The sequence below is a fragment of the Robinsoniella sp. genome, from assembly GCF_034124845.1.
In genome coordinates, this window is the sequence record NZ_JAWYAJ010000070.1 from 3,823 (window position 1) to 16,368 (window position 12,546).

The 12,546-nt window shown below is 41.0% G+C and carries 13 protein-coding genes; 9 read left to right on the forward strand and 4 right to left on the reverse strand.

Annotated features, from left to right (window positions below; all coding sequences use genetic code 11):
* Positions 1-248 precede the first annotated feature (248 nt).
* The 3 genes from ACH2DQ_RS03545 to ACH2DQ_RS03555 form a co-directional block, all read right to left on the reverse strand.
* Positions 249-2,246, reverse strand: coding sequence for a TIM-barrel domain-containing protein (locus ACH2DQ_RS03545; RefSeq protein WP_394914743.1), 1,998 nt, complete (start codon positions 2,244-2,246; stop codon positions 249-251).
* Positions 2,247-2,333: 87 nt separating this feature from the next.
* Complete coding sequence (locus ACH2DQ_RS03550; protein ID WP_394914742.1) at positions 2,334-3,221, reverse strand: helix-turn-helix domain-containing protein; 888 nt, start codon at positions 3,219-3,221, stop codon at positions 2,334-2,336.
* Positions 3,222-3,644: 423 nt separating this feature from the next.
* Entirely contained in the window at positions 3,645-4,442 is a 798-nt protein-coding gene (locus ACH2DQ_RS03555; protein ID WP_394914741.1) for an SDR family NAD(P)-dependent oxidoreductase, read from the reverse strand.
* A gap of 295 nt (positions 4,443-4,737) precedes the next feature.
* Between ACH2DQ_RS03555 and ACH2DQ_RS03560 the strand changes: the two genes are divergently transcribed.
* From ACH2DQ_RS03560 to ACH2DQ_RS03570, 3 genes are all read left to right on the forward strand, one after another.
* On the forward strand, positions 4,738-6,051 hold the full coding sequence (locus tag ACH2DQ_RS03560; RefSeq protein WP_394914740.1) for an MFS transporter: 1,314 nt from the start codon (positions 4,738-4,740) through the stop codon (positions 6,049-6,051).
* Positions 6,052-6,194: 143 nt separating this feature from the next.
* Positions 6,195-6,428 carry a helix-turn-helix transcriptional regulator gene (locus ACH2DQ_RS03565; RefSeq protein ID WP_394914739.1) on the forward strand — a complete coding sequence of 78 codons (234 nt, stop codon included), beginning with the start codon at positions 6,195-6,197 and terminating at the stop codon, positions 6,426-6,428.
* The gene (locus ACH2DQ_RS03570; protein WP_394914738.1) at positions 6,412-6,825 is read left to right on the forward strand and encodes a hypothetical protein; all 414 of its coding nucleotides are present in this window, start codon (positions 6,412-6,414) and stop codon (positions 6,823-6,825) included. Before ACH2DQ_RS03565 ends, ACH2DQ_RS03570 begins: the two co-directional genes overlap by 17 nt.
* Before the next feature lie 145 nt (positions 6,826-6,970).
* Here ACH2DQ_RS03570 and ACH2DQ_RS03575 read toward each other — a convergent pair whose 3' ends face one another.
* A complete protein-coding gene (locus ACH2DQ_RS03575) occupies positions 6,971-8,281 on the reverse strand; it encodes a sedoheptulokinase (RefSeq protein ID WP_394914737.1) in 1,311 nt (436 codons plus the stop codon).
* A gap of 436 nt (positions 8,282-8,717) precedes the next feature.
* Between ACH2DQ_RS03575 and ACH2DQ_RS03580 the strand changes: the two genes are divergently transcribed.
* From ACH2DQ_RS03580 to ACH2DQ_RS03605, 6 genes are all read left to right on the forward strand, one after another.
* Entirely contained in the window at positions 8,718-9,878 is a 1,161-nt protein-coding gene (locus ACH2DQ_RS03580; protein ID WP_394914736.1) for an ROK family protein, read from the forward strand.
* A gap of 110 nt (positions 9,879-9,988) precedes the next feature.
* A complete protein-coding gene (locus tag ACH2DQ_RS03585; RefSeq protein ID WP_394914735.1) occupies positions 9,989-10,375 on the forward strand; it encodes a hypothetical protein in 387 nt (128 codons plus the stop codon).
* Complete coding sequence (locus ACH2DQ_RS03590; RefSeq protein ID WP_394914734.1) at positions 10,365-10,568, forward strand: hypothetical protein; 204 nt, start codon at positions 10,365-10,367, stop codon at positions 10,566-10,568. Before ACH2DQ_RS03585 ends, ACH2DQ_RS03590 begins: the two co-directional genes overlap by 11 nt.
* A 168-nt stretch (positions 10,569-10,736) precedes the next feature.
* Positions 10,737-11,627, forward strand: coding sequence for a Fic family protein (locus tag ACH2DQ_RS03595; protein ID WP_394914733.1), 891 nt, complete (start codon positions 10,737-10,739; stop codon positions 11,625-11,627).
* A gap of 234 nt (positions 11,628-11,861) precedes the next feature.
* Positions 11,862-12,170: a hypothetical protein gene (locus ACH2DQ_RS03600; protein WP_394914732.1), complete on the forward strand. Its 309-nt coding sequence runs from the start codon at positions 11,862-11,864 to the stop codon at positions 12,168-12,170.
* 52 nt (positions 12,171-12,222) lie between these two features.
* The coding region (locus tag ACH2DQ_RS03605; protein WP_395025618.1) for an ATP-binding cassette domain-containing protein at positions 12,223-12,546 on the forward strand (324 nt) is incomplete at its 3' end.

Genomic DNA, 12,546 nt, shown 5'->3' on the forward strand with positions numbered 1-12,546 from the left:
AATATTGTCTATGACGGCAGGAGGCATGTAGGACTTCAAAATGCGGTGCAGAGACTGCGGTTGATGTATAAAGATAAAGCACAAATCCATTTTTCTAATATGGACGATGGCTTTGGGGCGGTGACGGAAATTATACTTCCGGTGGAAGAAGTGTGAGGTCTATAAGATACAAAATAAGATACAAAACAAGGCGGTATGTATGCACAAAAGCACATATACTGCCTTGTTTGCGGGCGGTGCACAAATGTTTAAATCTGTCTGATCAGGTAATTTTGTCTGCCGTCACGAAGAAATACAGGAAGCGTATCGATATCTGCTTTTGCATCTACCCATTGTCCGCCCTGGAAAACCTCGCCGGTTCTTGCACAGGTCCAGCTGCTGTTTTCCGGCAGATACACTTTTCGGGAAACAGCGTGGGCTTCTACCATAGGTGCAACTAAAATATCGGAACCGTACATGTATTGGGTCTTCAGATCCCAGGTAACTGTGTCCTTTGGAAATTCATAGAACATCGTTCTCATAACGGGAGCTCCATTTTTATGTGCTTCTTCCATCAGGCTTCGGGTATAATCCCGGAGCAATTCACGTATTCCGATGAACTTTTTCATAATCTGGTAGTTTTCTTCCCCATAGCTCCAGATTTCGTTATCTGCACCGGTACCTTCAGTTTCTTCCCCGTTTGCTTTATAGAGGGGGTCCCGTGGAAGGCGGTTGCCGTGAAGCCTCATTACAGGACAGAAAGCACCGAATTGGAACCAGCGGACCAGCAGTTCCTGGAAGTCCGCATCGTGTATATTACCTCCATGAAAACCGCCGATATCGGTAGTCCACCATGGAATTCCGGATAGTCCCATCTGCAATCCCGCAACAATCTGATTACGAAAGTCCTGATAAGTAGAGTGGATATCTCCCGACCAGATTAAGGCGGCATATTGCTGGCTGCCTGCCCAGGCACAGCGAACAAGGTTCAGAATGTCTTTCTGGCCATTGGAATTCTGCCCTTCGTAAAAGCCACGGGCGTATTCCTTAGGATAGATATTTCCCTGCTGTAATACACTTCCACAATAATACCGGTAATTGTCATAATCATAGGTGCCGAATTCCGGTTCAGCTTCATCCAGCCAGAACGCTTTTATGCCATATTTATTATAATTGTCTTTGCATTTATTCCAGACGTATTCTCTGGCTTCTGGGTTGGTGGCATCGTAAAATACATTATTTCCCTGGAAATTCATCTGGACATTCATGCCATGATCGGTCTTGACTAGCAGGCCTTTTTGCTGCATCTCCTCAAAATTCTCGCTGCGCCAGTCAACCTGAGGCCAGACAGAAACCATTATTTCCATGCCATAAGACCGGAGTTCCTCCACCATTGCTTCAGGGTCCGGGAAGAAATTCTCATCAAAACGGAAATCGCCGCAGCGGGGCCAGTGATAATAATCGATAATAAATACATCAACAGGTATTTTGCGCTTATGGTATTCCCGTGCAATTTTCAGAACCTGTTCCTGATTATAATAGCGCAGTTTGCATTGCCAAAAACCTAATCCGTACTCCGGCATCATGGGTGCTTTGCCGGTTGCGGTACTGTACTGGGATTCTATTTCAGCAGGATTATCACCAACGGTAATCCAATAATCCATTTTCTTCGTACTGTCAGCTCTCCATTCCGTTGTGTTTTTACCAAAGGATACACTGCCTACCGCCGGATTATGCCAGAAAAATCCATAGCCCAAACTGGAAACATAGAAAGGAACAGATGCCTGTGAATTACGGTGTGCCAGTTCCAGATTACATCCTTTTAGATCCAGAATGTCCTGCTGATACTGTCCCATGCCGTAGATCTTTTCCTGAGGATCGGATTCAAAAGTAACTTTCAGGCGGTAATCTCCGCCTACATATGGATTAAAATGCCGCGCTCTGCGAATCAGTGCGCCTCCGCCATCTATTTCCTTTAGAATTACTTCTTTTCTGTCGTTGTAAAAAGTTACAACAGCAGCACTGTTCCAGCCTCGGGTATCAATAAGTGCCGAGATTTTTCCGTTGGAAATCTCTGCGGTGTCTTCACCGGCTGTAATGATGGTCTGTACTGTCTCCTGAGGGAGCAGTGCACTGCTGGAGAGATCCAGCGGACCGTTAGGTACAGAAATCACGCGCAGGCTGTTTTTTCCCCACGCCATAATCCGTAATGTTTCACCGGCATTATGATATTCCAAATAATTTTCTCCACGAGTAAAGAATGACATATAAGACCTCCTATAAATTATATTTGTTTGTATTATATAATTCTTTCAGAGAAAGTGCATCTACGATTCTGTCAGAGATTATTAAAATCATGTCATTTTACGAAATTGGCTTGGGGTCATTCCGGTTGCTTTTTTAAATGAGACAGAAAAGTAATTGCTGCTGTCAAAGCCTACCTCAATTGCGATTTCTATAATAGATTTACTGGTTTCCTTTAATAAATCCATGGACCGGTTAATGCGGTATTTGTTCAGGTAATGAATCGGTGTTGTACGAAAAGAATGTTTAAAAAAACGGCAGAATTGTTCTTTGCTCAGAGAAATAGCTGTCGCAAGTTCATTCAGATTCAGAGGATTTTGATAGTTTGCCTCCATAAAGCTTAGGATTTTCTTTTTCCGCTCTTCGTTAACATAATCAGAGACCGATTTCAGATTATGCTTTTTCTCCTTTTGCAGCAAATGATACAAAATCTGATAGAGACAGCCCTTAATAATAAGTTCGCGATAAGGTTCGGAAGAGGAATAATTATGTATTAGATCCCCTAAAAGCAGCTGTACCGTTTCGTTTTTCCGCTCCGCATGAGACAATACATAGGAGGAGATAAAGGTATTGTCAAAAAAGGGGTCCAGCTGCTGTGTCTGGATGATGTCCGGATTCTTACTGGCAATAAAATCTGCATGGAAAACGATGGATGTAAAACGGCATTTTTGATTTTGGTATTGGTAAGCGCTGTGGAGGAGATTGGGCGGAATCAGAACCACGGTATTTTTCTCTGCAAATATCGAAATACCGTCTACGACAAGCTCGATTGCCCCTTCCGTAACAACAAATATTTCTGCTTCTTCATGCCAGTGATTATAAAGGATTAAACCTTTTTCATGGTATTCCATGTCTTTATAAAGCTGTAACTGAAAATCCTGATTACCATGTGTGACCTGTTCCCGAAAAATTTCACTGTTGACAGGATTGTTTTTCATTGTGCTGCCTCCTTTCGAAACGTCCTTTTGAAGTCTCGTCTTACATGTGAGTTCCTTTCGAAACGTCTCGTCTTACATGCGAGTTCCTTGCAAAACGTGATGTTAATAATGACAATATTTTAATGTTTTTTGCTTAAATTGGAATGGAATTATAAAAATCAGACACTATATTAAGAATTATAAACCGAAAAGAGTAAATTGGGAATATTTATTTTGCTGAATTAGGAGAATAGGAAATGCCTGTTTGCGATTTTGGGGAGTTATCCCAATTTGCGTGATATTTATGCCTTATTCAGCAGATGAAGTGGATCCCATCCATTGAATTGTGGGGCAATTAGCACATAAATTGGGATGTTATGGTATTTTTGTTAAGCCAATAATTGGACTGTGATCCTTTGCAAAAGAAATTACGGAGCTGGCTGCTTATTTGTCCGCAGACCGGATTACATCAGCATACTGAGGGGTGCCGATTCCATATCCCCCGGCAACATCCAAAATATGTCCTGTGATGTAAGAAGAATCATCACTGGAAAAAAACAGTGCGGCGTTGGCGATATCTTCCGGAGAAGCCATTCTGTTTAACGGTACATGGGACAAAAAAGATTTAATAAATGCTTCCGGCATATTTTTCAATGCTGCATCTGTAGCTGTAAGACCGGGCAAGACGGCGTTGCAGCGGATATTCTGGCGTGCGTACTGCATGGCGATCTGCTGGGTGATGTTATTCACTGCTGCTTTGGACACACCATAGCCTATTCTGGTGATATCAGGGATCATACCGCCGATAGAAGAGATGTTTACTACGGAACCGCCGCCGCCCTGAATCATATGTGGGATGACCAGTTTGGTTATACGGTAAACACTGCCTAAGTTCAAGTCCAGTATCTCGAAAAAAGCCTCCTCATTTCCGTTTACCAGGTCCAAATCCTCTGAGGGCTTTCCCACACCGAAATTATTGATTAATATATCGATCCTGCCGGTCTGTTTCACGGTTTCTTCCACCATGGTTGCATAACTTGCCTTGTCGGTGGCATCAAAGAAGACAGGAAACATTTTATAGCCTTTGGACTTATATTGATCACATATCTCCTGGGTTGCTTCTACACGGCGCACACCCATATAGACGGTAGCTCCGCTTTCAGCCAGTTTTAAGGCACAGGCAAGACCGATTCCCTTTGTTGCCGATGTTATAAGTGCTGTTTTATTTTCCAGCTTATTCATACCTGATTCACCATCCTAATCTTTATAATCCTGATTAGTATTCGTATAATCTTGTATTTTATGCGATTCTGATGGGGTGTTTCCGCTGATTGAAAGATACCTATTAAGTTAAATAGCTTATCTTATTGCAGTGATGTTCAGCAATTTACAATTATATAAAGCGAATAAAAAAGGGAGAAAGGCAGACACTTATTTATGAAAATAGATAAAGGAGAATATCGGCATTCGGTAAAAATCTGATATTGCTTATATATAGAAGGATTAAAAAAAGGTGTGCCGTATAGTGCTGTAGCCAATGAAAAGAAATAAATTACATTATGCATGGCTGATTCTGCTTGGAGTTATTATGATCCGGGGATTTGCCGGGGGTGGGATTAATATGACATCAGGGTTGTTTCTGTTTCCCGTTTCACAGGAAATAGGAGTGGGAATGGGCTCCCTGTCCATTTACTTTAGCATTACTTCAATTGTTATGGTCTTATGGCTTCCATTTGCAGGAAAACTAATTAATAAATATGATATCCGTATTGTGGCAATTGCAGGTGCCGTTCTGCAGGCGCTTTCTTTTGCTGGAATGGGATTTATGAATGCGGTATATGGATGGTATCTGTTGGCAATTCCCTATGCAATGGGAGCCACAATTCTGGTAAGTCTGTTAGGACCGATTCTCATTAATCGGTGGTTTGCAAAAAACGCGGGAATGATGATGGGAATCCAAATGGCGTTCGTCGGGCTGTTCGGTGCAGTTTTTCAGCCTGTTACATCCAACATTATTTCTATCAGGGGCTGGCGGACCGGTTATATTTATATAGGAGGAGCAGCTTTTATAGTGGTTGTATTAACTGCACTGATACTACTTAAAAACAGACCGGAAGATATAAAACTGGAGCCGTTCGGAAGCGGAAGCCAGACTGATGAAAGAGGTGCATCAGAGCAGGTTCATGAAGCGGAGCGGGTTTATGATACAGAGCGGATTGCACATACATTGGATCTGGATATATCAGAAAAGGAAGCGCTTCGGTCCACTTCGTTTTATCTGCTGTTGTTTTTTATGATTGCAATCACTGGAATTGGGGTTTTTACACAGCATATTCCCACTTACGGTTCTCTGCTGGGCTATAGTACCAGGGAAACAGGTAATGCATTGGCATATGCTTCTATCGGCAGTGCCGTTGGATCCATTGCAATTGGTATAATTAGTGATAAAATTGGCAGCCTCAAGACGTGTTATGGAATAATTGGAATTGGTTTTATTGCAATTGCAGGATTTTTATTAAGTGGAAGCGGATTTTTAATTTTTAGCTTATCCACATTTCTGCATGGTCTGATCAGTTCGTCAATCATGGTTTTAGCACCAATTCTGACGATCAAGTTTTATGGGCAGAGAGACTATGAAAAAATATTTGCAAAGGTGTCCATGGGCGCACCTATTGCATCCATAATTCTGATCCCGGCTTATGGCTTTATATTTGATTTGACAGAAAGTTATCTGGTTGTTCTGATTGGAATGATCAGTCTGCTGGTGATTGCGGTGCTGTGTATATCCATTGGATGGAAAAACAGATGTACTCATTCGGGTTGCCCGTCACCATGGAGAAGGAAAAGATAAAAGAAACAGCCTGGGTGGTGAAAATCATTCAGGCTGTTTTTGTGTGAAGTTGACTTCATGTTTGTATTGACAAATGCAATTTTCTGGTATAATATGAAGTTAACTTCATAAGAAGTATACTTCACATTGAAAAGGGGTGTTGTATGAAGACCAGAGTTAAAGAATTACGAACGAGTATGGGTTTAACACAACAACAGCTTGCAGATTTGGTTCATGTGTCAGCAAGAACGATTATTTCTATTGAAAAAGAACAATATAATCCATCTCTTATGCTTGCATTCCATATTTCTGAAATTTTTGGCGTAAGCATTGAGGAATTATGCTGTCTAAGAGAAAATTCAAAAATGGAGGGTAAAGAAAATGAAAGTATTAAATAAACGTGGTCTTATAATTGGTACCACAACAGCAGTTTTAGCTATTATATGTTTCGCTGCCTATTTCAACTATTCTGAACAACGATTCATGATATCAGGTGCTTTGCTTATTGCACTTTCAGCGGTTAATTTAATAAGAGCATTTTCAAAAAAAGGAGTATTGGAAGAGCTTGCGGAAAACGCAGATGAAAGAGATTTATATCTGGTTATGAAAAGCAGTCATTTAGTTATTAAGATTATGAATTATGTGATATGCTGTTTTACGTTTGTTTTTATAATACTATATGCTATATATAAGTTTCAATATTTCGTTGTTATTGCCGGAACCTTATGTGGGGTGCTTGTTATGATGTTTATTGTGTTGCTGGTGGTGAGTGTTTATTTGGAGAAACGAGAATGAACGTCCGGCAGTAATTGCAGGGATGTTAAATCCAAAGATCTCTAATTTTGTGGTGAAAATAAATTATTGAATAGGTGAGTGAAATTAATAGGCCAATGGTCTTCTGCTACAATACAGAAGACCAGAATTACCTTGAGTGTTAATTTTATGACCTTAATTTTAAACCTAAGAGGCCGCATCCATAAGCGGCTTCTTCTTTTATGTCCGGAATGGCAAGCTCAGCCTTAAATGTACTTGCAAACAGCTGTTGGAGCAATGGATTCATCCGAATTCCGTTTCCGCTTCCAACCAGGGTTTTGATAGGTTTTACGTCTTCTGGAAACTGCGTATATAAATCATAAAGTTCTGTGCAGATACCCTGAAGAATGCCAAGGGCTAAATTGCCGGGATGGAAATTTGTTATCTTGAGATTTTGAATGGAGCCAGTAATAGAAGCATCCTGTCTGGTGCCGCAAAATCTGGTGTCTACTTTTAAGGTTTCAGCGTGTGCAGCTGCATCAAAAGCCATACGGTTCATGATTTCATATGTGGAAAACTGTGGAGTGATGCCAAACTGTGCCAGGGTTTCTTCGAAGAAATTTTTCAAAAGGGAATAGGAATATCCGCCGCACAGAGAGGAGCCCGCCAGCAGATAGGTGTCTCCCAGATAAGGCCTGCATTCGATTTGGGTTGACTGATATGGAGTCCGTGTCATAATAGAAATCTGGCTGCCGGTACCTACATTTACCAGACAGGCATCTTCCAAATTCACAGATGCCAGAAAACTCGCCTGATTATCTCCCAGAGCTACCGTGATCGGAATGCCGGAATCTGTATTTCCTATATAGCATTCACCGCAGGCAATTTCCGGCAGTATATCTGCTGATAAACCAAGAGATGTAACTGCTGCAAGATCAAATTGCCTGCGATTTATTTCATACATTCCAAGACTGGCAGCCATACTTTGGTGAATTAAAGGGGTACTGCGGTTAGCCAGGCGCATTGCGATATAGTCGGGAATCGTACAAAGAGAAGCGGCATCAGAGGGAATCAGCCGGTTCAGATGATTATAAAAATGTGTGGTCATACCGAATCCGGCAGCCATAGCATACTCTGTCCTGGAAGATAAAAAGCCTGCGTAGGTCAAGTTCTGTTCCGTGGCGACATCACCTCTTCCATCCTGCCAGGTAAAGAGGGGGCTTACTGCCTGCCCCTGATGATCTACATAAAGTATCCCATGCATCTGCCCTGTGATACCGATGCTGACAATGTCTGAATAGGATTCCAGATAATGATTTACCATTGCAGTGCAGGTATTCAGGATGACAGCGGGATCCTGCAAGCGTTCAAAGGACTGAGCACCGGGCAGGGCAGAATGATTTGGTTGTGTGGATGCATCCAGTAAAGTTTTACTGGATGCATCTATCAGAACGGAACAAATGGTGGTTGTTCCTATATCAATACCAATAGATTTCATATGATTAAAGTTCCTCCTTTTACATTTTGGGTGTGTGTTTTAAACAGACTCTAGAGCGTACAATTTCATGTTACAAATATATTTCGAACAATTCAAGTTTTTATTTAGCAAGAACATAGTGAGCCAATATGGTTATAAAACACTAAATTTGGGTTTTGCTGATTAAATTACACTTTGTGTATGATAGGTAATGTACGAAATGATGGGCGTGGGAAACTGGTATGGACTCCGTCAGCTGGCCGCGGAACTGGTATTTTCTAACCTTTCCGAAGCGCTTTTTGGCGGCACGCGGGCATAAATAGACTATATCTATGTGGACCACCTGCCTTTCTTATATATGAAATATAGCATGTGAAATAGAGTTTGTCAATTGATTTGACAAATTGTGAAAAATAGATTATGATGATCAAAATGATTGTTTGAAAAGGGGATTACCATGGGAAATGCAAATAATATGAAGCTGCGCAACCAAAGAAGTATTATTAATTTTCTTCGGCAGCAGCCTATGTCACGGGCGGATTTATCTAGGCGGACAGGACTGACCAGAGCGGCTATTTCTGTTTTAATTGATACATTGCTGGGTGAAGGTATTGTGATTGAAGACCAGCTGGTTACGGGGAAAGTAGGCAGAACGTCTGTAACGATAAAGTTAAATCCTAAAAAATACAGGATCTTATCCATTAATATTGCCAGGGATATCTGCAGCGTCGGACTTTGCGATTTTTCTGGAGACATACTGATGGTTGAAAAGTTTCCACAGAAAAAAGGGGTTCCGGCAATACAGATGCTCAACTGTCTTTGTCAGAAAGCGTTTGATTTTTTGAAAGAAGACGGAGGTGTGGACAGATTGCTTGGTGTTGGTATTACAGCCCCTGGTCCTTTAGACAGCATAAATGGGACAATTTTAAAACCTTCGAATTTTGAGGATTGGCATCAGATAGAGGTAGCCAGTTATTTTAAGGAAAGATTTGCATGTCCTGTCTATATAGAAAATAATGCCCAGGCATTGGCGATGGCAGAACGATATTATGGAGCCGGTGTCCGAGAAGAAAGTTTTCTGGAATTAATTGTGGATACCGGAGTTGGAGGGGGACTGATTTTAAATGGGAAACCTTACAAGGGTATTCATGGATATTGTGGTGAAATCGGACATACTACGGTTAATTTGGATGGAGAGCGATGCAGCTGCGGGAATCATGGCTGTCTGGAACTCTATGCCGCGATACCAAATGTTTTACGGTCTGCCATGGAAAAAGATAATTCCTTAACCAGCTGGGAAAAAATTATGGATGCCTATGAAGAAGGAGCAGCAGACGCTGTCTGGGTGGTTGAGCGGGAATGCAGGTTACTGGCAGCATCTTTAACTACGATGATGAATCTCCTGGATGTGGGGGTCGTATTTGTATCCGGAGAATTATTATACAAAGGAGCTTTCATATTTCCCTATATGGAACAACTGATGAAGGATCAGATGCTTGGTCATAGAGAGAGGGCTATCAGGATCTGTCCATCGGGATTACCAAAAGAATCGGCAATAATAGCTGGTACTAATCTGGTTCTGGAGCAGTATGCGGTATGTTTTGAAAATAACAAATAATAAATTAATATTTCAGAAACAAAAATCAAACATGATACAAATATTAAAAAGCTATTCTCTTATCATCAAATAAAACACAGACAAAATAAAAAGAATTGGAGAATAAGAGAATGGCGAAATCAAAATTAGTAAAAGCAAATCAAAAAATTGCTAAAGAAGTAGTCGGCGGCTGCAAGAAGATTGAGACAGGAGTAGTTGACGGTTACAAGAGAATTGAGTCAGGTGCAGTCGGCAGTTACAAGAAAATAGAAACAGCTGCAGTAGGAGGCTTCAACAAAATTGCCGATAAATTCGTGGATCTTTATCTTACGAAAGAAGGCGAATCAGTAGAAGAAGCCCGAACAAGGCTGACAGAAGAACAGAATAACAGACAAGCATCCGGAGTGCATGGCTTTGATTCAGGAGTGGAATGCATTCAGACCCGGTATTATCATGGGAGCGATTGGTATAGCAGTTCTTTTTATTATGGTATTTGTCTGGAGAAGGATGGAAAATAAGACGCCTATCAGGCTGTCAGGCAAAACAATTGGGGCAACGCTGATTGGTATCTTGGGAGCATTGCTGTTAGGTGCAGGCATGTGTCTTACCATGGTTTGGAGCCATATGGTGGCAGGTATTGTGATTGGGATCTTAGGAATTATTTTAATTCTTTGCCTGATACCTTTTGTGAAAGGATTAAGGGATGTGTAAACAGGATATATCCACGTTCCTGTTGGCGAAAACGATAATCGTATCAGTGCGAATATAAAAATAATCCAAATTAGTATTGTTCCGATAAAAGACACTATATTATTCCGAATAGCTTGCTATTATTCCGATAATTGGGTATAATAGCAACTAAAGAAGGAAGTGATGAAGATGTCAATGACAACAAAACAAGCCGCAGAAAAGTGGAACATTTCAGACAGGCGGGTCAGAATTCTTTGTGCTGAAGGAAAAATACCTGGCGCTTACCAAGAAGGCCGTGGGTGGAAAATACCCCATGATGCTATCAAGCCGTCAGATGGCCGTTATAAGTCTGCTGATAGTTTGCTGGATATGATTGACAGCAAAAAGAAAGAATTAGATTCCAGACGTCCATTGACCCAAGGAGAAATTGAAAGACTTAATGAAGAATTTATGGTTGAGTATACCTATAATTCCAATGCAATCGAAGGTAATACATTGACACTACGTGAGACGGACATGGTTTTGAGGGGACTTACAATTGACAAAAAACCACTAAAGGACCATATGGAGGCAGTAGGCCATAAAGATGCATTTGAATTTGTTGGTGAACTGGTAAAAGATCAGATACCTCTTTCTGAACGGATTATCAAAGAAATACATTATCTTGTGTTGGCAGATAAAAGAGAAGACCGTGGTGTCTACCGCCGGGTGCCTGTGCGTATCATGGGAGCAAAACATGAACCCGTACAGCCATATCGCATTATGCCTTGTATGGAACAGCTCTTGCAAAAATACGAGAAAAGTACAGAGCATATCATCTCACGTCTGGCACTATTTCATATTGAGTTTGAGGGGATTCATCCGTTTATTGACGGAAATGGCAGAACTGGCCGTCTCCTTGTAAATTTAGAACTTATGAAAGCGGGGTATCCGCCAATTGACATAAAATTTACGGATCGGATAAGTTATTACAATGCATTCGATGCATACTATGGTTCAAATCATAGTCTTCTGGCAATGGAACACCTGTTTGCCGGATATGTGAACGAGCGGTTAGATATGTATCTGAATATGTTGTAATAAGCTGAAACAAAGGAACTGTTCTCAGAGAGGAATATGCAGAGAAAACAGGTAAAGGGCAACTGACAGACAACAAAATATCAAAGAAATGATAAGCAGGAAATGTGTGGAATGCATATTTCCTGCTTTTTTAAGGTTGAGTTAAGGTTAAGAATAGCTGAGTATAAGAGAGCAGGTATATGCTATGTATATCACTTGTGAAGAAATAATATAGAGAATATGGAGGATATGAACATGAATAGTATGATATGGCTGATAACAGGATTGGTTTTATTGGTACCGGCAATGGTGGTGTTTTTTTATCATCTGGGGAAATGGATTTATAAGGATGCAAAGAGCAGAGGAATGCGCCCCGGACTTTGGACAGTCATTGGTCTGTCAGGACAGAATATGGGAGGATTTCTTATTTATCTTTTAAGCCGAAAGAGTAAAAAAGAAATGGAGACAGAGGCGGAGCGAAAATGTGTAAGGATCAGCTGCGGGGCATTTATCATTATGAATCTGGGAATAATCTGCTGCATTGTTTATATCATAAATCTTTAATTACGCAGGACAATACCAGAGTGTATTTGAAAATATAGTCGGAGGAAATACAATGAAAAGAGATTTGATATTGAAAATTGAACATATGACAAAAGGCTACCGGACCCAGGAAGTATTAAAGGATGTGAATTTGGAAGTGGAGTCGGGTCACATCGTGGGTCTGCTGGGTAGAAATGGGGCAGGAAAGACAACGCTTCTAAAAACGATCCTGGGACTGGGAGTTCCTTATAAGGGTAAAATTTATTTCCGGGACCGGCTGTTAAATCCGGAGGACCTGGAACAGAAAAGCCGGATGGGATCGCTAGTTGACGTCACATTTTTTGACGACCTGACTGCCTGTGAAAATTTGAAAATACCCATGATGATTACGAAAGGA

Coding starts and splice junctions, on each gene's coding strand:
- ACH2DQ_RS03560 (WP_394914740.1), top strand. CDS start 4,738: ATGAAAAGAAATAAATTACATTATGCATGGCTGATTCTGCTTGGAGTT.
- ACH2DQ_RS03550 (WP_394914742.1), bottom strand. CDS start 3,221: ATGAAAAACAATCCTGTCAACAGTGAAATTTTTCGGGAACAGGTCACA.
- ACH2DQ_RS03590 (WP_394914734.1), top strand. CDS start 10,365: ATGGAAAATAAGACGCCTATCAGGCTGTCAGGCAAAACAATTGGGGCA.
- ACH2DQ_RS03575 (WP_394914737.1), bottom strand. CDS start 8,281: ATGAAATCTATTGGTATTGATATAGGAACAACCACCATTTGTTCCGTT.
- ACH2DQ_RS03570 (WP_394914738.1), top strand. CDS start 6,412: ATGAAAGTATTAAATAAACGTGGTCTTATAATTGGTACCACAACAGCA.
- ACH2DQ_RS03585 (WP_394914735.1), top strand. CDS start 9,989: ATGGCGAAATCAAAATTAGTAAAAGCAAATCAAAAAATTGCTAAAGAA.
- ACH2DQ_RS03545 (WP_394914743.1), bottom strand. CDS start 2,246: ATGTCATTCTTTACTCGTGGAGAAAATTATTTGGAATATCATAATGCC.
- ACH2DQ_RS03565 (WP_394914739.1), top strand. CDS start 6,195: ATGAAGACCAGAGTTAAAGAATTACGAACGAGTATGGGTTTAACACAA.
- ACH2DQ_RS03600 (WP_394914732.1), top strand. CDS start 11,862: ATGAATAGTATGATATGGCTGATAACAGGATTGGTTTTATTGGTACCG.
- ACH2DQ_RS03580 (WP_394914736.1), top strand. CDS start 8,718: ATGGGAAATGCAAATAATATGAAGCTGCGCAACCAAAGAAGTATTATT.
- ACH2DQ_RS03595 (WP_394914733.1), top strand. CDS start 10,737: ATGTCAATGACAACAAAACAAGCCGCAGAAAAGTGGAACATTTCAGAC.
- ACH2DQ_RS03555 (WP_394914741.1), bottom strand. CDS start 4,442: ATGAATAAGCTGGAAAATAAAACAGCACTTATAACATCGGCAACAAAG.